Raw genomic sequence first — 21,338 nt, 5'->3', positions numbered from 1 at the left:
TCATTATGTCCTCAAAGTGCAAGATCATTCGTCTAGATTTCGCTGGAAGGAACATCACTCGTGACGACGGTCTTGCCGGTATGCGCCCTGGACTCCACGTCCGCGTGAGCGCGGCGCATGGTGGAGGCGTTCAGCGGCCCCAGGACTTGGCCGGTGATCGGGACGATCGCGCCTCGGTCCACGAGCTCCGCGATCTCGGTCAACCACAGGTGGCGCTGCCCCGTCTCGGGCACGTTGTGGAGCTGATCGGTGAACAACGCTTCCCAGTGCCACGAGATGCTCTTGCTCTTGAGGGCAAGGAGGTTGATGTCGCGCGGTTCATCCATCACGACGACTTGCCCCCGCGGGGCGATCGCATCGGTGATCTGAAGGAACTTCCGCTCGGTGTCGCCGCTGATGATCCAGTCCACGCCCTTGCCGTCCACCCCCTCGATGACGGCGGAGAGCTCCTCGTCGCTGACGACGTGGTGGGCGCCCATGCGCTGCGCCCAGGCACGCGAAGGCGCCCTGGACACGGTGGTGATGATGGTGGCCTGGGTGAGCTGGCGAGCCAACTGGATGGCCATCGACGCGACGCCTCCTCCTCCGCCAATGACCCAGAGCGTGCCGCGGCTCTCCTCGGTCAGGCGCAGGCGGTGGAACAACGACTCCCACGCCGTGAGGGCGGTCAGCGGCAGAGCTGCCGCGTCTGCGAACCCGATGCTGGCCGGCTTCCGCCCGACAAGGCGTTCGTCCACCACGTGGTAGGCCGCGTTGGTCCCGGGGCGACGAACGTCGCCGCAGTAGTACACATCGTCGCCTTCGGTGAAGATCGAGGCATCGGTCCCCGAGCTCACGACGGTCCCGGCAGCATCCAGCCCGAGGACGCGCGGCCGTCCCTTAGGGTCGCGGCCGGCCCGGAGCCTGACGTCGATCGGGTTGACAGAGACGGCCTCGACCTTGACGACCAGATCGCGCGGACCAGGCGCAGGCAGTTCGACGACGGTATCGATGAGTGATTCAGGATCTGTGATCGGGAGGCAGGCCTGATAGGCCACAGCCGGAACGTGGGCCGGGTGAGTCATGTGGGCTTCCTGCGAGTAGGGATGCGGCTGCGAAGTGAGTGTCGCTCGCGGTGTGAGTGGATCGAAGCGACGTAGATGAGGAGAGCGGCGACGGCCGAGACGCCAGCAGCCGCGATCCATGCGGTACCGAACGAGACCTCCTGCGCCACATAACCGAAGGTGAGCGGGCCGGCTGCGGCACCGAGGGAGAGCCCGCTCTGAAGGACACCAGTGGCCGATGCTGCGCGCGCCATGCTGGCGCGTACGACGACGCAGTGCATGATGCCCGTCCAGCTCCAGCCCGCACAGTAGGCCAAGAAGCCGCCGAGAGCGATCATGGTGATGTCGCCGACCGCCAGCGCGATGAACCCGGCGACCCCGATCCCCAGGAGTGTGGCGACCAGGTGCAGTGGGTCGACGTGCGGGAACCGATCGACCACCCAACCGAGGATGATTCGCAGCATGATTCCGGCCGCCGAGATGACGACGAACACGACCCCGGCTGCGGTGGCGCTCGACCCGCTCTGGATAGCGGAGTCCACGAGAAAGACACCCAGCGACGTGCATGATGCGGCTCCGAGTGCTCCCGCGATGCTGAGGGTCAGCAGGCCACGACGGGACAGCGGAGCCCACGGCGTCGGGGCATCAGGGCTGCTGTGAGCAGCATCGGTCGAGCCGGCCCGACATCGGATGGCCGCGCACGCGAGGCAGAGCGCGACGATGGCCGCGATTCGAAAAGCGGTCCGCCAGCCTAGCCACAGACTGATGGTCGGCACGGCGAGGCCGCAGAGCAGCGTCGCCAGGGGAATGGAGCTCTGCTTGATCCCGAAGGCAAGCCCCAGGCGCTGGGGCCCCACTGTGCGAGATATCCGTAGATTGGCTGCTGGCTGCGCCAGCGCGTTGGCCACTCCTGCAATGCCCAGACCGACGGCAAGCGTCCACAGACTTTGGGCGAACGAGATGATCACAAGTGAGACGGTCGTGACGCAGGCCGCCGCAAGCAGACCGCGATCCGCGCCGAAGCGTTGGACGGCCGAGCCCGTCGGCCGCGCCAGGATCCCGGTGGTCAGGAAGAGCGCGCTCGCGCACATGCCGATGTCGCTTGTGCGCAACCCGAGGTCGTCGCGGAGCTGAACGGCCACCGCGCCGACCAGGAAGGCCGGAAGCACCCCCAGAGCGGTTACACAAACCGCCAGCCAAACTCTGCTCGCAAGCCGGCCCACATCTAAGCCAGGGCCCCGCGCATCATGTGCCGGATGGGCCACTGATGACGCTCCAAGCGTGACCGGGTGCCGCGGTGATCAGCATCTCGCCGAGGGCGTCGTCGCTGCCCTGCACGGTGCCGAACTCCGAACGCCAGGCCACCGCGGGAAGGGTGTAGCGATGCAGGTCGTGCTCCTCGGTAGTACCGATCGCGCCGTGCAGCTGGTGAGCGCTGCGTACGACCCGAGAACTGGCATGTCCAGCCGTGGAACGGGCCGAGTGAACGGCCAGCCCGCGGGAGGCAGGCTCGCCCTCGACGAAGGCGGACACCGCGGCGTCGACGGCAGACATCGCGAGCGCCGTCTCGGCCGCGATGTCCGCGAGTGTCGATTGGACGATCTGGAACGCTGCTAGCGGCCGTCCGAACTGGTGCCGCTGGCGGGTGTGGATCAAGCAGAGCTCCACGATGCGCTCCAGAGCCCCGGTCATCTGAACCGATCGGGCGAGGGATCCGCGAAGGCGAAGCTCATGGACGACCTCCCGGTCGATCGTGATCGACTCACATCGATCGGCGTCGAAGCGCAGTTCGTCTCGTGGCTCGTGGGCAGTGTTGTGAGCGGGCGTCACGGTGAGTTCGGAGGAAGGAAGGTCGGCGAGGCGCCAACCTTCGCTCGAGGGCCAGACGACCACGACGCGGTCAGCCGCTCTCGCCCACGGCACGCGTGCAGAGCCGGTGGCTGAGTCGGCCAGTGCGACGGTGCGGAGCGCGACGTCGCCAGCCAGACCGACTTCATCGACGAGCCAGCCCGCCAACACGTCGTTCTCGGCCAGTGGAAGCTGGACCCCTTGGTAGGCGGCAGCGCGAAGCATCGCGGCGGACTCACGCCATGTAGCCCCGCTTCCGCCATTGTCTGCGGACACAGAAAGGCGCGTGAGTCCAAGGTCGGCCAAGTCCTGCCAGATGCTTGGTGGCGTCGCGTGATGGCCGTCTGCGGGCCCGGTGCTGCGATCACGCAGCACCGAATGCATGAGGTCGACGAGGTCGCCGTCGATCTGCGAAGTGTTCATCATCGAGCTCCTATCCCGCGGGCAATGACCAGGCGTAGAATCTCGCTGGCGCCGCCCCTCAAGGTGAAGCCGGGGCGTTGAGTCAAGCTCTCCGTCAAGAGAGTCTCGAACCGTCCCGTGGAGGTTCGGTGGTCGCCGGCATCGAGGTCGGCGAGTTCGGCGACGGCGCCTTCGTGGGAGGTTCCCAGCACTTTGACGATGGCTGCCGCGGTGTCGGCCTCCTCGCCGTGCTCGAGGGCGTTCGCCACGGAGAACGAGAGGTGGTGAAGCGCGTTGAACCGGGCGGCGAGTCGGCCAAGGTCTCGACGAGAGAAGAGCGTCGGATCCTGCGAGGTCTCATCGACCATCTCGGCGAACAGTGCATAGGTCGACATGAAGCGTTCCGGACCACTCCGCTCAAAGCCGAGCTCGGAGTTCACCTGCTGCCATCCCTCGCCAATCGTCCCCAGCACCATGTCGTCCGGCACGAACACATCGTCGAGGAACACCTCGTTGAAGTGGTGTCGCCCGGTCATCGAGCGGATGGGCCGGATCTGCACATCCGGGGAGCGGAGGTCGACGATGAACTGGCTGAGTCCGGCGTGACGGTCGGAGGTGTCGAGCGGGGCTGTGCGGGCGAGGGCGAAGAACGCGTCGGCCAGATGTGCCCCGGAGGTCCAGACCTTGGTGCCGCTCACCCGCCAGCCGCCCTCCACAGGCGTTGCCTTGGTGCGGACACTCGCGAGATCGGAGCCGGAGTCAGGTTCACTCATCCCGATGGCGAAGAACGTCTGCGCGGCTGCGATCTTCGGCAGGAAGGTGCGCTTCTGGTGCTCGGTACCGAACGTCAGCAGCGATGGTGCGATCTGTCGGTCCGCTATCCAGTGTGCGGCGACTGGGGCGCCGGCGGCTAGAAGCTCCTCGGTCACGACGAATCGTTCGAGGTGAGTCCGTCCGTGTCCACCGTAGTCGGTGGGAATCGTCATCCCGATGTAGCCGCGCTTGGCCAGATCGCGACTGAACTCGGGGTCCCAACCCGTGAGCCAGACGTCGGCGCCCGGGGTGAAGACGCCGTCACGAACACATCGACGGAGGTACTCCCGCACTGCGAGACGCAGCTCGTAGAGTTCGGCCGTCTCCGTGGCGCGCGGAGGACAGATCCGTGAAAGCAGAGTCGCGGCGCTCATGAGCCACCGGGGCCCGCGACGTCACCGGTGGTCAGGAGCGCCTGGATCTCGGACTCGGAGAACCCGATCTCAGCGAGGATCCGCTCCGTGTGCTCACCCAGGTGCGGGGCGTGATGCTTGAAGCCGACGGGGGTCTGCGACATGGCGAACGGCGTCCGGGTGCTGTAGTACTGCCCCTCCGTGGGATGCGCTCGCTCGAGCAGAAGCTCTTGTGAAAGCACGTACGGATCGGTGTGAGCGTCGGCCAGGTCGAGCAGATCAGACGCCGGGAGATTGTGAGCAGCGCAGAGCGACAACCACTCCGCGGTGGTGTGCCGTGTCGTGACGTCGCGGATCATGGAGAGCAGCTCGCCCATGTGGCGGTGACGGTCGTCGACGCTCGTGTAGCGGGCATCGTCGGCCAGCTCCTCCAGCCCCGCAAGCTTGAAGAAGTCGCGCCAGTTGGCATCGGAGTACGGCATGATGCAGACCCAGCCATCCGCTGTGGGATGTGGAACCCGTTCAGGCACGAGTACCCGTGCCCAGCCGAACTCGCCGGCTGGCGGTTCGAAGGTGTTTCCACCGAAGTGCTCGACCAAGTTGAATGCGATCATGGAGTCGATCATCGGGACATCGATCGACTGCCCGTTCCCGGTGGACTTCTTGTGGACCACGGCCGCGAGGATGGCGGTGACGATGTAGAGTCCGACGACCTTGTCGGCGACGACGTAGGGCGCAAAGCGCGGCGACCCGTCGACTCGCTCGGCGAGGCGGGTCATCCCTGAGGCCGCCTGGACGATGTCGTCATAGGCTGGAAAGTTCTCCTGCTCCGTCCCCGAGCCGTAGGCCTGGGCGGTGCAGAAGATCAGCCCAGGATTGATGTCCCTGAGTCGGTCCCACGTGATGCCCAGCCGGTCCCGTGATTGAGGCCGGAGGTTCGTGACGAGGACGTCGGCGTGGCGCACCAGCTCGTCCAGGACCGCGCGTCCGGCGTCGGTGGAGAGGTCTGCGGCAATACTGCGCTTGTTCCGTTGCAAGTTCATCGTCAGTGCGCTCATGCCGGGATTGCGGCGGGAACCGATGTGCCGGCTCATGTCGCCGGCGAGTGGCTCGACCTTGATCACATCCGCGCCGAGATCGGCCAACGTCACGGTGGCGTACGGGCCCATGATCACGGTGGTCAGGTCCACGACGCGCAGTCCGGCAAGAGCTTCCGGCGGAAGGTCACCGGCTGTGGTGTCGGTCATGCTGCCCCCTTAGTTACTTAAAAGGCGAGTATCTTACGCAATAGAGTAACACATGCGTAGTACGCTTTCGCTCTCGCGACCCTTTGCACTCGGAGGACCCTTGACCTCTCTTGATGGAGCTGGCGCAGCCCCAGTCCGTCGACGCCATCGAATGATCGACCGCATGGCGGCGATCCTCGAGAGCGTTGCCCGCTCAGACGATGGACTCTCCTTGACGGCGCTCTCATCGAAGATCGGCGCTCCGGTGAGCTCGACCCAGGGGCTCGTCAACGGTCTCGTCGCGACGGGGTTCTTGGACGAGGTCGATCGTCAGTACGTGCTGGGGGCCGCGCCATACCTGCTCAATCTCATGGCTGGTCGCCGCCTCGTGAGTCATGTCAACCACCGTGATCTCGAGAACCTGCAGGCCGACGTCCGCATGACAACCGTTCTGTCGATCGCGGTCGGGCACGACGTGTTCTACGTCGACCACTGCTCGAACGATCCCCGGTTCGCCTATCTGGCCGAGAACTACCTGCGCAGGTCCCTGATCCGCACCTCGTCGGGCTGGGTGCTGATGGCCGATTGGGAAAGGCGCGACCTGTGGTCCTACCTCAAGTCGCTGGGCGAGGAGGATGCCGAGCGCGTCGAGGGCTTCCTGCGAAACATGCAAGAGATCCGAGAGACGGGCGTCAGCGCGTCGCCGCACGCGTCCGAGCAGGGTGACGGCGTCTCCATCGCCGTGCGGGAGCACGGCCGCACGGTCGCGGCCGTGGGTGTGGTGTCCACGCCCGCGGAGATTGGGGAGCAGAGGGAGTTCCTCGTCTCAACCTTGCGTCGGCACAGCGTCATGTGGGCCGAACGCGGCGGCTACTGATGATGTGAGCTCCGACGGGTCCGTTCGCGCATGAAAGGTCGCAGCCGAAAGGCTGCGACCTTTCTACGCCAAGACGGTTGACCTCTGCGACGGATCGTGTAATGTAACTCGCATCACAATACGCATATGCGTATCAAGGTGCTTAATGACGCATCCAGCTATCGTCCGAAGGAGCTGTATGACACGCGAACTCTTGTATGTCGGCAATTTCCGGGGAGCCGACGTCTCCGTATTCGACATGAATTCTCACGACCTTGTGGCGACCATCCCGATGGAGGGCGAGGTGAAGGGGATGAAGCTCCAGCCTGACTCCTTCGGTTCGTCGTCGAACGCCCCTGTCGTCTATGCCACGAGGTTCCCGGACGTCGGAGACCCCGGGCGCGTGAAGGAGAAGGGCGAAGTGATCGCCCTCGACGCGAACGAGCACCGGGTGCTCTGGACGGTTGAGGTCAGCGGACAGCCGAACCATCTGGTCGTCTCGCCGGACGGGAGCCGCGTCTACGTCCCGGTCCGCGACCGCGAGTACGTCGAAGTCATCGACACCGCCAGCCGCTCGATCGTGGGCCGTGCCCGCTGCGGCTGGGGCCCTCACGGGACAAGAATCTCTGAAGATGGCCGCCGACTGTACGTCGGCACGATGTGGGCCGACCAGCTGACCATCATCGACACCGAGACGCTCGAACCGACTGCGGCAATCAAGTTCGACGAGGCCGTCAGACCCTTCTCCATCACTGCCGACGATCGCAAGGCGTACGTCCAGCTCTCGAAGCTGCACGGCTTCAAGGTCGTCGACCTGGTGGCGGGTGCGATCCGCCAGACCGTGCACATGCCAGTCCCCGCATCGGGTTTCGCCGACCGTGTCGACCGCACCGCAGTCGGAACGCTCAACCACGGCATGGAGATGAGCCACGACGGCACACTCCTTTACACCGCCGGTAGCGGAACCGATCACGTCGTGGTCTACGCGCTTCCGTCCCTCGACATCGTCGCGGAGATTCCTGTCGGCCAGGAGCCCGCATGGCTCACGCTGAGCGCTGACGGAAACACCCTGTGTGCCAGCAACCGCGTCGAGGACACCGTCTCGTTCATCGACACACGAACGATGAAGGAGATCGCCCGTAAACCCACAGGGGTCTACCCCAATCGCATGGGCTCGATCGTCATCGACGCGCCCGCGGCCTCGTAAAGGAGAAGTTCATGAGAACACGGTTGATCCAACTAGGTGTGGTCACACTCGCCCTCACTGCTGTCGCTGCCTGTGGCAGCGACAGCGAGGGAGGCGCGGGCGCAGACGGTGAATTCAGCCCTGACGGCGCCGTCGAGATGGTGGTCGGAGCACAGCCCGGTGGTGGTAGCGATGTCATGGCTCGCACCTTCGTCAGCTCCGCCGAGGAGATCCGTGACGGACTATCGATGACGGTATCGAACTTCGACAGCATCGAAGCATACTCATACGTCAAAGGTCAGTCTGGCGCGGACGACGTGCTCGTGACCGCCACCTACGGCAACGTCATCCTGAGCCCGATCGCGGCCGATCTCGCCTACCTCTGGGACGACTTCACGCCGCTGGCGATGTTTGCCACCGACCCGTCGTTCCTGGTGGTGCGTGAAGACTCCGATCTCGAATCCATCGACGATCTCGTAGCCGCTGCGGGTACCGGAGACGTGACCATGGGCGTCGTCACGGCGGAGGGCGTGAACACAGTTCACAGCGCCCAGATCGCAGACAGCACGGGGATCGAGCTCAACAACGTTGTCTTCGAGTCTGGTGCTGAGGAGCTCGCCGCTGTCTTGGCGGGCGACGTCGACGCGGCATTGATGGAACCCGCTGAGTTCGTGCAGCAGCTGGACGCTGGCGAGGTCCGGGCCATCATGGTGATGGCTGATGAGCCGCACCCCGCCGAGGAGCTGGCCGACATTCCCACGGCCGCTGACGCGGGCATCGAGGGAGAGATCGTGACTCAGTTCCGATCGTTCTTCGGTGCGCCCGAGATGTCCGAGAGTGCCACCGACTACTGGGTCGAGACGATCGAGGAATGGGCGACGACCGACTCCTACAGTGAGTACCTCGAGACGAACTACCTGATCCCGACCTTGTTGGTGGGCGATGAGCTCAACGAGAACCTCGAGTTTCTCGAGACAGCTGCTCGTGATGCGCTCGCGGACTGATGAGTGAGACTCCGAGGCACGCTTGGGGCCGAGTAGCTCAGGCAGCAGGCGGACGGAACGCGATCGAGCGTCTCGTGGTGTCGACGCTCATGATCGTGGTCGGCTTCGCGGCGGCAATCACGTCCTTCGGCTACGGCTTGACGAGTGAACGTGGCGGAATCGGTCCGGGCACGGTGCCGTTCGTTGCCGCCCTGCTCATCTTGGTCGAAGGCTTCATGCTCGCTCGGCCCAGTGAGTCCGCACCTTCCTCGTCCCCCGTCGGGGACGAGGAAGGTGGCCTCGCGGTGCCGCTGGCCGGCCCCAGTACGAAGCAGCGTGACGGCGGACTGATGACCGCGTTCGTGCTGCTCAGCATGCTCGGCGTGGTGTTGCTGCTGACGCCGAGCGTCGGCTTCGTCCCGATGATCGTGCTGTTCGGATTTGCCGCCGGACGGTGGATCGAACGCGCCTCGGTCTTCGCCAGCCTCGGCCTGGGAGCGGCTGCCGGGCTTTTCATCTGGGTGGTCTTCATCGGGCTACTCGGAGTGCGGTTGCCCGCGCTCCCGCAGATCTTCTAGGAGAGTGTCATGAATGATCTGATGGGCGGATTCGTTGAAGTCTTGTCCTTCGAGAACATCCTGGTGTGCTTCATCGGCGCGCTGCTCGGCACGCTGCTGGGCATCCTGCCGGGCATCGGCTCGAGCTCGGGCATGGCCCTGCTGATCCCGCTGACCCTGACGCTGGACCCGTTGCAGGCGCTCATACTCCTGGCGGCCGTGTACTACGGCTGCGAGTACGGCGGCACGGTGTCCTCGGTGCTGCTCAACACCCCGGGTGATGGGGCGGCTCTGGTGACGTGCCTTGACGGCTTCCCCATGGGGCAACGCGGCGAAGCTGGAAAAGCCCTGGCGATCGCTGCGATCTCCTCGTTCGTCGCCGGTACGTTGACCATCGTGCTGCTCAGTGTCGCAGCACCGATGTTCGCGACAGTGGCCTTGCGGTTCGGACCGCCAGAGATGTTCGCCTTGATCCTGCTGGGCTTGCTGACTGTCGGCGGTGTCGCCGGACGGTCGCGACGCAAGGGGTGGGCGATGGCCGCCTTCGGTGTGCTGGTTGCCGCGGTCGGTATCGAAGGCCAGACGGGCACTCTGCGATTCACCTTCGGCTCGGATCGGCTCGTCAGCGGCGTCGGGCTGGTCCCGTTCATCATCGGTCTCGTGGCCATGGCCGAACTGTGCCGACAGGCCTACGTCAACCGCGCGACGCCCAGGACCATCATTCGTACGAGCTACCGCGAGATGCTCATTACGCGTCCAGAGCTCGCGAAGGTCAGGGGCAGCATCGCGCGCGGCGGCATCATCGGATTCATCATCGGCTGTCTGCCGGGTGCGGGCCCGACAGTGGCGACGTTCCTTTGCTATGACGTCGAGAAGCGCGTGGCCAAGGACAAGTCGCAGTTCGGCAAGGGCGATGTACGTGGGGTGGCATCGCCGGAAGCCGCCAACAACGCGGCCGTCAACGGCGCGTTCGTCCCCACGCTGACGCTCGGCATCCCGGGCTCGGGCACGACGGCGATCCTGTTGGGTGCGTTTGTTGCCTTCGGCATCCGGCCGGGTCCGCTGCTCTTCGAGCAGCAGGGTGACCTCGTCTGGGCACTCATCGCCTCGTTCTACGTGGGCAATGTCATCTTGCTGGTTCTGAACCTGCCTCTGGCTCCCTTCTTCGCCCGGATTCTGTACGTGCCCTTCAAGTACATCTATCCGGTGGTGCTCCCGGTTGCGCTTGTCGGTGCCTACGCGGTGAACAACAGCCTCGATGATGCGTGGATCGCCCTGTTCTTTGCGGGAATCTCGGTGTTGCTGATGCGTCGCGGCTACCCGCCGGCTCCCGCGATTCTCGGCATCGTGCTTGGCCCGCTGCTGGAGAGCAACCTGGAACGGAGCGTCTCGATGGGCTCCGGGTCATTCGGGATCTTCTTGGACAGGCCGGTCGCTCTGATCATCTTCACCCTGACCGCGGCCATGCTGATCGTGCCGGCGATCCTTCGCGGACGAACGATGCAGCGGAGCAAGACACATTGATCACCAGTCGCGGCCCATCTCGGTCGCGCCAAGAGGAGGTAGTCGTGCCTAATCCTGTGTTGTTCAGCCGAGAGGGCCACGTCGAGACGTGGACGCTCAACCTTCCGGATTCACGAAACCCGATCTCGGCCGGTGACGTCGTCGAGACGCTCGTCGAAGGAGTGGAGCGCGTCAACGCCGACAGCTCGGTGCGGGCCGTCGTGCTCACTGGGGCCGGGACGGCCTTCTCCGCCGGTGGCGACGTCAAGGCGATGCGAACGAAGGATGGCTACTTCGGTGGCGCGCCGCATGCTCAACGAGACGGCTACCGCTCGGGGATACAGCGCATACCCCGGGCGATGTACGGGTGTGAGGTGCCCATCATCGCGGCGGTGAACGGTCCGGCCGTCGGTGCCGGGTGCGACCTGGCGCTCATGTGCGACATCCGAATCGCCTCGACCCAGGCGTTCTTCGCCGAGAGCTTCGTCATGCTCGGTATCGTCCCCGGTGACGGCGGTGCCTGGTTCCTGCCACGCGTGGTGGGACCGTCGCGTGCGGCCGAGATGACGTTCACCGGCGACCGGGTCGACGCTGAGACCGCGCTATCGTGGGGACTCGTCTCGCGGGTGGTGAGCCCCGAAGACCTCCTGGCCACCGCGACCGCGTTGGCTCAGCGGATCGCGACGAACCCGCCACAAGCTGTGCGGATGGCCAAGCGACTCTTGAAGGAGTCGCCGAGGCAGGACCTCGACGGTCTGCTCGAGCTTTCCGGTGCGATGCAGGCAATCGCCCACCACACCGACGACCACACAGAGGCGGTCGAAGCGTTCTTCGAGAAGCGAACCGGTCAGTACCACGGCCGGTGATTTCTAGAGCTGGGCGAGCGGCACCTTGCGTGCAAGGATGACGAGGTGAGCCCTGTGGACCGCGGTCAGACCCCGGCCCTTGGTGTGGGAGCGCTGGGCGGCACCGAAGGTGCGACGCGTGTCGCCGACGTCCTGATGTGCTTCGTCGATCCGGACCGTACGTGGGGCGTCACAGAACTGGCCGGACACCTCGGTCTGCCTAAAGCGGTCGTTCACCGAATCCTGCAATCGCTCGCATCGCGAGGTCTCGTGCTGAAGTTGCCATTGTCTCGATACGGGGTGGGACCAAGTGCGGAGGAGCTGGCCTCCCCGTCGCGGCGATCCCTGCGCATGGTGCGAGCTGCCGGGGAGCCCATGCACGCTCTGCGCGCCCAGACACGTGAGACGGTCGTGGTGTCAGGACTCATGGGTTACAGCCGGGTCGGGCTGCACCAATTGCTCGGTCCGCAAGAGGTGAATGTGGCGATGGCGCTCAACCGTCCGCGTCCGCTCGTCACGGGTGCCACGGGGGCGGTGATGTTGGCGCTGGCCGGGCATGAGCTGCGTGAGCTGGCGATCGCCTGGGCGGCGCGGTCGAGCTCCGTGCCACCCGAGATTCGGGCGGCTCACGATGACGATCGGTGGCGGGAGATGGCGGCGAGGGGGTTCGTGATATCTGAGCGAAGCGGTGGCGGTGAGATCGGTGCTATCGCCGCGCCCGTCCTCGACGGTGAGTTCGGCGCCGTCGGTGCGATTACGGTAATCGCACCGGTCCATCGGACTGATACGAAGCGGCTCGCCACCATGGCACCGATGGTTGTGAAGGCCGCCGCTGCGGCCACGAAAGCGATCGAGCTCGAGCGTCGCTGTGGGAGTTGACCGCGTGGCCAACGGACAACCCATGCTCCGCCCGGGCTCGGGTCGCAGGCCATGAGTTCGCGCCAAGCGCGTATTCGACTTCGCCGCCTGTAACGTCGAGGGTCTCCGCATGGCGCATGGTGGCGGTCTTGCGGTGGTACGCACGTTCGCCCTTGCCGCCCTGCCGCCCTTGCCGAGCACGACATCCGCTGCCGGCGGGTCAATTGATCGTCTCCGAATCGTCGCGGTCGCGAACCGACGTAGCGTGGCGGCATGACAAAGATGCGTGCCATGACCTATGACCAGTACGGCGGACCCGAGGTCCTCTCCCTCACCGAGCAGCCCAGCCCCAAGGTGGGGCCGAGCGAGGTGATGGTGCAGGCGCGGGCCGCGTCCGTGAACCCGGTGGACTGGAAGCTGATGTCCGGTGGGCTCGACCCGATGATGGACGTCCGCTTCCCGGCGGTCCCGGGCTGGGACGTCGCCGGCGTCGTCGCGGAGGTCGGGCCCGACACCCCCGAGTGGGAGGTGGGCGATGAGGTGATGGCCTACGCCCGAAAGGACTACGTGCACGGCGGCACGTTCGCCGAGCTGGTCACGGTGCCCGTCCGTGCCGTCGCCCGCAAGCCCGCGTCGCTGAGCTGGGAGGAGGCGGCGTCGCTGCCTCTCGCCGGTCTCACCGCCCTGCAGGTGCTCGACGGCCTCACCGTGGGCGAGGGCGACTCGCTGCTCGTGCACGGGGCTGGTGGGGGCGTCGGGTCCTTCGCCGTGCAGATCGCCGTCGCCGCGGGCGTGCGCGTCATCGCCACCGCCTCGGCGGGGCAGCACGATCGGCTGCGCGGCCTGGGCGCCGAGCCGGTGGAGTACGGGGACGGTCTCGTCGACGCGGTGCGCGCGCTGACCCCGGACGGCGTCGACGCCGTGGCCGACCTCGTGGGAGGGGTGCTGGAGCAGACGCTCGCGGTGCTCGCCGACGGCGGACGTCACGCCTCCGTCGCCGACCCGGAGGTGCGTGATTCCGGCGGCGCCTGGCGCTGGGTGCGTCCCGACGCCGCCGACCTCGAGCGCCTCGCCGTCCTGGTGGACGAGCGGAGGGTGCGGGTCGAGGTCGAGGAGGTCTACCCGCTGGAGCAGCTGGCCGCCGCGTTCGAGCGCAGCGCCGAGGGTCACGTGCACGGCAAGCTCGCCATCCGCATCGCGGAGTGAGCCCGGGCGGGGGTCGGGCCCGGGCTGGGAGTGCGACGAGATCGTGCCCGGGCTAGTTTCGTAGACATGTCCAGCAGCGCAGCAGCCAAGAAGCCCAGCACGTCGGCCAAGGTCCTCTACCGGCCCGTCGGGATCGTCAGCTCCATCGTCGGCGGTCTCCTCGCGAGCATGGTGTTCAAGCAGATCTGGAAGCGCGTCAGCCCGACGGTCGACCCCGACCACGCGGACCCGCCCGGGCCGTTGGAGAGCGAGTACCCGCTCAAGGAGATCCTCATCGCGGCGGTCCTGCAGGGCGCCATCTACTCCCTGGTGAAGGCGATCATCGACCGCCAGGGTGCCAAGGCGTTCCAGAAGGCCACGGGGGAGTGGCCCGGGTCCTGAGCCACCCCACTCCGAATTTTGTGAGCCCCTGCACCCAGGACGCCCGTCTCGGCGGGTAGTGGGTGCAGGGGCTCACGAATTTCGGGTGACGGCGGATCACTTCCCGCCGACCACCTCGATGATCTTGGCGTTGAACGCCGGCAGGTCGTGCGGGGTGCGCGAGGTGATGAGGTCCCAGCCGTTCGCCGGGCAGTGGAAGACCTCGTGGTCCTGCCAGGTCCCGCCGGCGTTGCGGATGTCCGTCTTCAGCGACGGGTACGACGTCAGTGTCTTGCCCGGCAGCACACCGGCCTCCACCAGCGCCCACGGTCCGTGGCAGATGGCCGCCACGGGCTTGCCCGCGTCGACGAACGCCTTCACCAGCGCCACGGCCTGCTCGTCGCCACGCAGGGTGTCGGCGTTGACGGTGCCACCGGGCAGGACCAAGGCGTCGTAGCGCGAGACGTCGGCATCTCCCACGGCGACGGTGGCCTCGAACGTCTCGTCCTTGTCGACGTCGCCCACCATCGACTGCACCTCGCCCTTCTCCGGCGCGAGGTGCTCAGGGGTGCCGCCGGCGTCCTCGACGGCCGCCCAGGGATCGGTCAGCTCGGCCTTCTCGACCCCGGTCTGGGACGTCAGGAAGGCGATGGTCTTGCCGTTGAGTGTGCTCATGGCTCTCTCCTCGATGCTCAAGGGCGCAGCCCCCGGATCGGGGCGGCTGCGAAGGGGGCCTGGCTCGAAGGAGAGCCTCGGTCCCGCGTCAACGGTAGGTCGATCGTGGTGGTCGGGCATGCCGAGACGACCGTGGAACTGCGCCACGACCTGCTCAGCGGTCTGGGTCAGGCTGCGCGTCCTGACAGCGCGCCTAGGCTGGAGGCATCAGCACGCGTGCCGCCAATCCTGAGGAGGGTGTGCGTGAAGGACAAGCCGGACCCCTCGGGGGACCCCATGAACCGTCTCGTGTCATCCACCGACGTGCACGATGCGGGAACCGACCTCACCTGGAGCGTCGGAGCCGTCTCGTCCCGTCTGGACGTCGCTGCCTCGACGCTGCGCACGTGGGAGCGCCGCTACGGCATCGGTCCGAGCCACCGCACCCAGGGCGGCCACCGTCGCTACACCGAGCGCGACATCGAGCGCGTCGAGCTGGTCCGCCGGCTCGTGGGCCGCGGCGTCGCGGCACAGGACGCCGCCCGCGTCGCTCGCCGGCTGGAGCGTGAGGAGCTGGTGAACGCGCTCTCGGAGGAGTCCGCCCGCCAGGAGCACCAGATCGGCACCGAGGACGTCGTCGACGCCGTCCTGGCCGCCACCATCACCAGCGATGGCCGCCGCCTGCAGGACATCTTCGCCGGACTGCTCGGCGGCGAGCAGTTCAGCAACGCCTGGCGTGACGTCTTCTCCCCGGCCCTGACCCGGATGGCGTGCGAGAGCTCCTCCGGCTCGCTGGAGGTCGAGGCCGAGCGCATGGCCGCCGAGATCATGCTCCACGAGATCCGCCGGGTCCGGGCACGAGGGCCGCGCACCCAGAACCCACAGGTGCTGATGGCCAGCGCCGTGGCGGACGAGTCCTGCCTGCCGCTCGTCGCCCTCGGAGCCGCCCTGGCCGATGCCGACGTCTCCATCCGCACCGTCGGGCCCGAGACCGATCCGCGCAGCGTCACGGACCTCGTCGACAAGCTCCGCCCCCAGGTCCTGGTGTGGTGGGAGCAGCCGGCCGCGGTCGCCGAGACGCTGCGGCCGCACCTGGAACGAGCCGACGGCTCGACGTTCCTGCTGCGCGCCGCCCCGGCGTGGCCGCACGAGATGGGCCTGAGGTTCGGGTTCGAGACGCCCGTGGTCTCCACCGACCTCGGTGGGGCTCTGCGCCACGTCCTCGACCGCGTCTCCTGACCGCGGCAGGCTCCGCCCGGCCGGACGTGTCCTAGGCTGCGAGCATGGCCGCACCGCACGTCCTGACCACGATCGACGGCCCCGTGGCTCACGTCAGGCTCAACCGCCCCGACAAGCTCAACGCCGTCGATCTCGACGTCCTGCAGGGCCTGCTCGACGCCGCTGCGCAGGTTCGGTCCGACCGCAGCGTGCGCGTCGTCGTGCTGGAGGGCGAGGGTGCGTCCTTCTGCTCTGGACTGGACTTCGCCGAGGCTGCGAAGGACCGCGTTCGAGTGGCGAGGTTCTTCCTGCGTCCGCCGTGGCGCCGGACCAACGCCTTCCAACAGGCTCTGTGGGCGTGGCGGGAGCTGCCCGTTCCGGTCATCGCCGTCACCCGGGGGCACGTCTTCGGGGCCGGGATCCAGCTCGCCCTCGCCGCTGACTTCCGCTTCACGACGCCGGACTGCCGCTGGTCGGTGCTGGAGGCCAAGTGGGGCCTGGTGCCGGACATGAGCGGGACGGTCCCGCTCGTGGAGCTGGTGGGCGCCGACGTCGCCAAGCGGCTCGTGCTCACCGGCGAGGTCGTCTCCGGTGCGCAAGCCGCTGCCCTCGGCCTGGCCACGGACGTCGCGGACGACCCGATGAAGCCCGCGCAGGAGCTCATCGATGCCCTCCTGGTGCGTTCTCCTGACTCCGTCGCCGCCGGAAAGAAGCTTCTCAACGGCGTGCGGCTGGGCTCGCTTGCCGCCGCGTTCCGACGCGAACGGCTCTACCAGCTGCGCATGTTCCGATCCCCCAACACGGTCATCGCCCGCCGCGCCGGGATGCGAGAGCCCGGCGGGGACACCGACGGGGCCGCACCGCAGTTCGGTCCCCGCACCTTCGGCTGAGGCCCGTCCGCCCCCCGTTGTTACTCTGGCGCGGTGACTGACGACAAGCCCGGCAAGAAGGTCGCGGACCAGTACGACCGCGGATACGACTACACGACGTACTGGGACAACCGCGACTACGAGCACGCCTCGGAGGAAGCGGCCATCCGCCGCCTTCTCGACGGCCGTCGCTTCGCCCGCGCCGCCGACGTCGGAGGAGGGTTCGGTCGCCTCTGCCTGCTGCTGCGCGAGTACGCCGACCACGTCACCCTCGCCGAGCCCAGCCGTACCCAGCTGGAGGCAGCCGTCGAGGTGCTGGCGGGCACGGACATCGAGAAGGTCCAGACCCAGGCCGACGCGCTGCAGTTCGACGACGCCTCGCTGGACCTCATCACCATGGTCCGCGTCATGCACCACATCCCCGAGCCGTCCAAGGAGTTCGCCGAGCTGGCCCGCGTGCTGCAGCCCGGCGGCACGGCCCTGATCGAGGTGGCCAACTACGGCCACTACAAGAACCGTCGCCGGTTCAAGAAGGAGGGCCGTCCGCTGCCCACCGAGCCGGTCAGCATCCGCACGCAGAAGGCCGACGAGGCCGATGCCATCGCCTTCGTCAACCACAACATCGACACCGTCGTGGGTCAGCTCGCCGATGCCGGTCTCACGCTGCAGCGCAAGCTCTCGGTCTCCAACCTGCGCAGCGAGAAGCTGAAGAAGGCCCTGCCCACCGGGCTCATGGTGGGCCTGGAGAAGGCCCTGCAGGAGCGCCTGGCCAAGAGCGACTTCGGCCCCAGCATCTTCCTGGAGCTCCGCCGCTCCTGACCGCCCGGCATGCCGGGCCGTCGCCGGGTGGACACCGGGTCGGCTCGACGCGCCGGGAGGTGTCAGCGACTGAGCAAGAACGGTCGGGCGCAGCAGGGCTCCCGCGCTCCACACTGGGGGCATGAGCTCCGTACCGCGTGACCGGCTGAGCGACCTGCTCGACGCCGTCCTGTCCGACGACCATCTCGCGCTCTCGGACATGGCCGCCGGTGCGCACGCGTCGCCCTTCCACTTCTCCCGGCAGCTGCGGTCCGCGACCGGGGAGCCGCCGGTGACCCTGCGTCGTCGGGTGCTGCTGGAGCGGGCGGCGTGGCACCTGCAGCGCGACACGAGCGTCACCGTCGTCGCGCTGGAGGCCGGGTTCGACTCGGTGGAGGGATTCGCCCGTGCCTTCTCCCGGGCCTACGGCCACCCGCCGAGCGCGATGCCGGCACCCCAGGAGCGCGGCCACTGGCTGCCCGCTCCCAACGGCATCCACTTCCACGGCCCCACCGTGCTCTACGTCGACGCGGGTGAGGCGCGCGAGCACCCGAGCGGCGACGTCCTGGAGCTCATGGCCCGGCACGACCTCGACGACGTCGCGATCCTCCTCGACGCGGCCAAGGCTCTGGACGACGCGGCGCTCGGCCGGTCGCGCCTGTCGGGCCACTCGGTCCTGGCGTGGGACGGCCCGGACGAGTCGCTGACCGACCTCCTGCGCCACCTCGCGCTGGGCAAGGAGCCGTGGCTCGCGACGCTGTCCGGCGCGGATGCCCCGGACCTCGGCGTCGATGGCGTCGCGGCCCTGGCGTCCCGGCACGAGGAGATCGCCGGTCGATGGCTGGCCTGGGTGCGCGACGTCGACCGGCGAGGCGCCTGGAGCGACCGGGTCATCGATGCGCTGTGCGACCCGCCGGAGTCGTTCCTGCTCGGACAGGTCCTGGCCCACGTCCTCACCTTCTCCAGCCACCGACGCCAGCTCGCGCGCTGGATGCTGCGCGACGCCGGCGTCCCCCTCGATGCACCCGAGCACGACCCCGACCCGATCATGTGGCACCGCCGACACGCAGGAGACGTGCGATGAACCCGACGACCGAGCGGCCCCGCTGCCGCTTCCTCACCGCGACCACCCTTGACGGCTTCCTGGCCGATGAGCACGACAGCCTGGACTGGCTGTTCACCCAGGAGCACGACCCCGAGGGACCCGGCAGCGCCGACACCTATCTCGCATCGGTCGGCGTGCTGGTCATGGGTGCCACCACCTACACGTGGGTGGTCGACCACCTTGCGGCGTCGGGCGACGCCTGGCCCTACGAGCAGCCCTGCTTCGTCTTCACCCACCGAGAGCTGGACCCGGTCACTGACCAGGTCCGACTCGTCAGCGGTGCGCCGGCGGACGTCTGGCCCCAGATCGCCGAGGCTGCCGGAGACCGGGAGGTCTGGATGGTCGGGGGAGGTGCGCTCGCCGCGGACTTCGCCCACGCCGGCCTGCTCGACGAGGTCGACGTCTCCATCGCCCCGGTCATGCTCGGCTCCGGCCGGCCGCTCTTCACCCGGTCGGTCGACCTGCGGCTCGTCGAGCTCGCCCGCAACGGCGCCTTCGTCCACGCGCGCTATGCCGTCGTCGGACCACGCTGAGGGCCCACCACGCTCGCTAGGGCCGGCGGGCGATTGTGGCGACGCTGGTGAAGAAGCCGGGGACCACGCGAGGGATCAGCCGCTGCTCCACGACGTCGAGCCCGGCGTCGGTGAAGAGGTCGGCCACCTCCCGGCTGGTGGGCATGGAGACGGCGCCCGAGGTCGCGGTGCGAATCACGCCGGCCGCGGGTGAGCGGACCGAGACGACGATCGCCAGGCCGCCGGGTGCCAGCACGTGGTGGAACTCACCGAGCGCCGCCGGCTGGTCGAAGAAGTGGAAGGCCTCGGTGGAGGTCACGGCGTCGAAGGTGGCAGGCTCGACGGGCAGCGACTCCGCCCCACCGACGCGGAAGTCGACGGACGGGGCACGTTCCCGGGCGCGCTGCAGCATGCCCTCGGACGGGTCGATGCCCACGAGCGACTCCGGACGCAGCTCCCGGGCGATGCGGGCGGTGAGGATGCCCGTGCCGCACCCGACGTCGAGCACCCGCCGCGCTCCGGCGACGCGCAGCACGGACATGACGGCGTCGTGGTTGCGCTCGTACCCGATGCGCTGCACGACCGGGAGGTCGTACGGGCGCGCGAGGACGTCGAAGACCCGGCGGGTGGTGCTGCCTGCTGCCACGCGTCAGGTCCGGGCGAAGCGCTGAGCCGAGCGCGCCTTCGCCTTGGCGGCCTCGGTCTCGCGGTCCTTGGGCGGTGCGGTGGTCACGAGGTCGTCGATGAGGTGACGGGTGAGGTGCGCGATGTCCTCCACGGCACGTGCGAAGACCTCCGCGTTGGCCTGTGACGGCTTGGTGGTGCCGGCGATCTTGCGCACGTACTGCAGCGCGGCGGCGTGCACCTCGTCGTTCGTCGCGGCGGGCTCGAAGTTGTGCAGGGTCCGGATGTTGCGGCACATGCGATCACCGTACGCCCGGCTCAGCGCCGACGGTAGGCCTTTCGTGCGGCAACGCCGGTGTCCGGGAAGTCCACGAACACCGCGTCGACGCCGGCGTGGAGGAGGGCCAGCAGCTCGCTGCGGACGTCGCCGCGATCGGCGGGGTTGTCGTTGCTGCGCAGCTCGGTGGGCAGGAACTGGTTCTCCTCGCGCACGGTGTAGGCGCTGACCTGGAGACCGGCGCGATGGGCGTCGCGCACGAGCGACGTCGCGCTGGTGAGGCGTCCGTGGGCGTCGCGAGGGACGACGGAGGCCTTCTCGGGGCCGATCCAGGTGGCGTAGCACGCCACCCGGTCCAGGCCACGGGGGCTCATCAGGTCGGCATACGTCGTGTCGTCGCCGCGGGCCCGGAGGTCATGCGGAGCGCCGGAGGCCGACGTCAGCTGCAGCAGCGGTACGTGCGACTCCCGGGCGATGCGGCGCAGGTTGGTGGTCTCGAAGGACTGGACGATCACCGGGGCGCGCCGGTGGTCCCAGCCCACGCGGCGCAGCGAGCGCAGCAGGGGCGGGGTGAGGTCCAGCCCGATGGACTCGAAGTACGTGGGGTGCTTGGTCTCGGGGGCGATGCCGATCGTGCGGCCCTTGCGGCGGCTCTCCGAGCGGGCCAGCGCGATGATCTCGTCGAACGTCGGCACCTGGAAGCGGCCGTCGTAGAGCGTGTTGCCGGGCCGCAGCTCGGGCAGTCGCTCCACGGCGCGCAGCGTGCGCAGCTCGGCGAGGGTGAGGTCCTCGGTGAACCAGCCGGTGACCGACCGTCCGTCGATCGTCCGCGTGGTCCGGCGGTCGGCGAGCTCGGGCCGCTCGCCGACGTCGGTGGTGCCGCTGATCTCGTTCTCGTGCCGGGCGACGAGGACTCCGTCCCTGGTGCTCACCAGGTCGGGCTCGATGATGTCGGCTCCCTGCTCGATGGCGAGCTGGTAGGCCGCGAGCGTGTGCTCGGGCCGGTAGCCGGAGGCGCCGCGGTGCGCGATGACCGAGATCGTGCGCGTCGGCCTGCGGAACGGCCTGAGTGCCGGCGCGACGGCCTTCCTGAGACTCGGACGGTCCAGCGTGGCGGCGGCCCGTGGGCTCGTCGTGGGTCCGGCGACAATGGCCACGGGCGCGTCACCGCCGGCGGGGATCCTCATGGCTCCACGCAAGGGGAGCCGGGTGAACGCAGCGTGACATCCGCCCTGACGGCGA

General features: G+C 67.9%; 23 protein-coding genes. 14 read left to right on the top strand and 9 right to left on the bottom strand.

All coding sequences use genetic code 11. From position 1 onward, the window contains the following. Positions 1-32 precede the first annotated feature (32 nt). The 5 genes from ACHAAC_RS14505 to ACHAAC_RS14485 are packed head-to-tail and all read right to left on the bottom strand — an operon-like array spanning position 33 to position 5,706. The gene (locus ACHAAC_RS14505; protein ID WP_435717001.1) at positions 33-1,064 is read right to left on the bottom strand and encodes a zinc-binding alcohol dehydrogenase family protein; all 1,032 of its coding nucleotides are present in this window, start codon (positions 1,062-1,064) and stop codon (positions 33-35) included. Then, positions 1,061-2,266 carry an MFS transporter gene (locus ACHAAC_RS14500; protein ID WP_435717000.1) on the bottom strand — a complete coding sequence of 402 codons (1,206 nt, stop codon included), beginning with the start codon at positions 2,264-2,266 and terminating at the stop codon, positions 1,061-1,063. Before ACHAAC_RS14500 ends, ACHAAC_RS14505 begins: the two co-directional genes overlap by 4 nt. 22 nt (positions 2,267-2,288) lie before the next feature. After that, a complete protein-coding gene (locus tag ACHAAC_RS14495) occupies positions 2,289-3,275 on the bottom strand; it encodes an acyl-CoA dehydrogenase family protein (RefSeq protein WP_435716999.1) in 987 nt (328 codons plus the stop codon). Positions 3,276-3,313: 38 nt separating this feature from the next. Further along, positions 3,314-4,480 (bottom strand): acyl-CoA dehydrogenase family protein, encoded by a 1,167-nt coding sequence (locus tag ACHAAC_RS14490; RefSeq protein ID WP_435716998.1) that lies wholly within the window; start codon positions 4,478-4,480, stop codon positions 3,314-3,316. Next, complete coding sequence (locus ACHAAC_RS14485; RefSeq protein ID WP_435716997.1) at positions 4,477-5,706, bottom strand: CaiB/BaiF CoA transferase family protein; 1,230 nt, start codon at positions 5,704-5,706, stop codon at positions 4,477-4,479. Before ACHAAC_RS14485 ends, ACHAAC_RS14490 begins: the two co-directional genes overlap by 4 nt. 163 nt (positions 5,707-5,869) lie before the next feature. Here ACHAAC_RS14485 and ACHAAC_RS14480 point away from each other — a divergent pair, with 163 nt between their 5' ends. The 9 genes from ACHAAC_RS14480 (at position 5,870) to ACHAAC_RS14440 (ending at position 14,060) form a co-directional block, all read left to right on the top strand. After that, positions 5,870-6,562, top strand: coding sequence for an IclR family transcriptional regulator domain-containing protein (locus ACHAAC_RS14480; RefSeq protein ID WP_435716996.1), 693 nt, complete (start codon positions 5,870-5,872; stop codon positions 6,560-6,562). 178 nt (positions 6,563-6,740) lie between these two features. After that, positions 6,741-7,748 carry a cytochrome D1 domain-containing protein gene (locus tag ACHAAC_RS14475; protein WP_435716995.1) on the top strand — a complete coding sequence of 336 codons (1,008 nt, stop codon included), beginning with the start codon at positions 6,741-6,743 and terminating at the stop codon, positions 7,746-7,748. Positions 7,749-7,759: 11 nt separating this feature from the next. After that, positions 7,760-8,731, top strand: coding sequence for a tripartite tricarboxylate transporter substrate-binding protein (locus tag ACHAAC_RS14470; protein WP_435716994.1), 972 nt, complete (start codon positions 7,760-7,762; stop codon positions 8,729-8,731). Beyond that, positions 8,731-9,288 (top strand): tripartite tricarboxylate transporter TctB family protein, encoded by a 558-nt coding sequence (locus ACHAAC_RS14465; protein ID WP_435716993.1) that lies wholly within the window; start codon positions 8,731-8,733, stop codon positions 9,286-9,288. The genes ACHAAC_RS14470 and ACHAAC_RS14465 overlap by 1 nt, the downstream gene beginning before the upstream one ends. A gap of 9 nt (positions 9,289-9,297) precedes the next feature. Next, a complete protein-coding gene (locus tag ACHAAC_RS14460; RefSeq protein ID WP_435716992.1) occupies positions 9,298-10,791 on the top strand; it encodes a tripartite tricarboxylate transporter permease in 1,494 nt (497 codons plus the stop codon). 44 nt (positions 10,792-10,835) lie between these two features. Next, positions 10,836-11,636, top strand: a complete 801-nt coding sequence (locus ACHAAC_RS14455) for a crotonase/enoyl-CoA hydratase family protein (RefSeq protein WP_435716991.1) — start codon at positions 10,836-10,838, stop codon at positions 11,634-11,636. Positions 11,637-11,681: 45 nt separating this feature from the next. Beyond that, positions 11,682-12,494: an IclR family transcriptional regulator gene (locus tag ACHAAC_RS14450; RefSeq protein ID WP_435716990.1), complete on the top strand. Its 813-nt coding sequence runs from the start codon at positions 11,682-11,684 to the stop codon at positions 12,492-12,494. Between the two features lie 252 nt (positions 12,495-12,746). Beyond that, positions 12,747-13,679, top strand: a complete 933-nt coding sequence (locus tag ACHAAC_RS14445; RefSeq protein WP_435716989.1) for an NADP-dependent oxidoreductase — start codon at positions 12,747-12,749, stop codon at positions 13,677-13,679. A 66-nt stretch (positions 13,680-13,745) separates the two neighbouring features. Beyond that, positions 13,746-14,060, top strand: a complete 315-nt coding sequence (locus ACHAAC_RS14440; RefSeq protein WP_435716988.1) for a DUF4235 domain-containing protein — start codon at positions 13,746-13,748, stop codon at positions 14,058-14,060. Between the two features lie 96 nt (positions 14,061-14,156). Here ACHAAC_RS14440 and ACHAAC_RS14435 read toward each other — a convergent pair whose 3' ends face one another. Beyond that, a complete protein-coding gene (locus tag ACHAAC_RS14435) occupies positions 14,157-14,714 on the bottom strand; it encodes a type 1 glutamine amidotransferase domain-containing protein (RefSeq protein WP_435716987.1) in 558 nt (185 codons plus the stop codon). 243 nt (positions 14,715-14,957) lie between these two features. Here ACHAAC_RS14435 and ACHAAC_RS14430 point away from each other — a divergent pair, with 243 nt between their 5' ends. The 5 genes from ACHAAC_RS14430 (at position 14,958) to ACHAAC_RS14410 (ending at position 19,216) form a co-directional block, all read left to right on the top strand. Next, positions 14,958-15,932, top strand: a complete 975-nt coding sequence (locus tag ACHAAC_RS14430) for a MerR family transcriptional regulator (RefSeq protein WP_435716986.1) — start codon at positions 14,958-14,960, stop codon at positions 15,930-15,932. Positions 15,933-15,976: 44 nt separating this feature from the next. Further along, positions 15,977-16,801, top strand: a complete 825-nt coding sequence (locus ACHAAC_RS14425; protein WP_435716985.1) for a crotonase/enoyl-CoA hydratase family protein — start codon at positions 15,977-15,979, stop codon at positions 16,799-16,801. A gap of 33 nt (positions 16,802-16,834) precedes the next feature. After that, a complete protein-coding gene (locus ACHAAC_RS14420; protein ID WP_435716984.1) occupies positions 16,835-17,599 on the top strand; it encodes a class I SAM-dependent methyltransferase in 765 nt (254 codons plus the stop codon). Positions 17,600-17,720: 121 nt separating this feature from the next. Then, entirely contained in the window at positions 17,721-18,662 is a 942-nt protein-coding gene (locus tag ACHAAC_RS14415) for a helix-turn-helix domain-containing protein (protein WP_435716983.1), read from the top strand. Next, positions 18,659-19,216, top strand: coding sequence for a dihydrofolate reductase family protein (locus tag ACHAAC_RS14410; protein ID WP_435716982.1), 558 nt, complete (start codon positions 18,659-18,661; stop codon positions 19,214-19,216). Before ACHAAC_RS14415 ends, ACHAAC_RS14410 begins: the two co-directional genes overlap by 4 nt. A 16-nt stretch (positions 19,217-19,232) precedes the next feature. Here ACHAAC_RS14410 and ACHAAC_RS14405 read toward each other — a convergent pair whose 3' ends face one another. Genes ACHAAC_RS14405 through ACHAAC_RS14395 form a run of 3 tightly spaced genes read right to left on the bottom strand, consistent with a single transcriptional unit; the run spans position 19,233 to position 21,283 of the window. Beyond that, the gene (locus ACHAAC_RS14405) at positions 19,233-19,841 is read right to left on the bottom strand and encodes a class I SAM-dependent methyltransferase (protein WP_435716981.1); all 609 of its coding nucleotides are present in this window, start codon (positions 19,839-19,841) and stop codon (positions 19,233-19,235) included. A gap of 3 nt (positions 19,842-19,844) precedes the next feature. Then, positions 19,845-20,117, bottom strand: a complete 273-nt coding sequence (locus ACHAAC_RS14400; RefSeq protein ID WP_435716980.1) for a DUF2277 domain-containing protein — start codon at positions 20,115-20,117, stop codon at positions 19,845-19,847. A 20-nt stretch (positions 20,118-20,137) separates the two neighbouring features. Next, positions 20,138-21,283 (bottom strand): glycerophosphodiester phosphodiesterase, encoded by a 1,146-nt coding sequence (locus ACHAAC_RS14395; RefSeq protein WP_435716979.1) that lies wholly within the window; start codon positions 21,281-21,283, stop codon positions 20,138-20,140. Positions 21,284-21,338 lie beyond the last annotated feature (55 nt).

The organism is Aeromicrobium sp. CF4.19, from assembly GCF_051262555.1.
Taxonomy (GTDB): domain Bacteria; phylum Actinomycetota; class Actinomycetes; order Propionibacteriales; family Nocardioidaceae; genus Aeromicrobium.
Note: the sequence above shows the minus strand (reverse complement) of the source record. Positions and strands in the feature narration are given on the sequence as shown.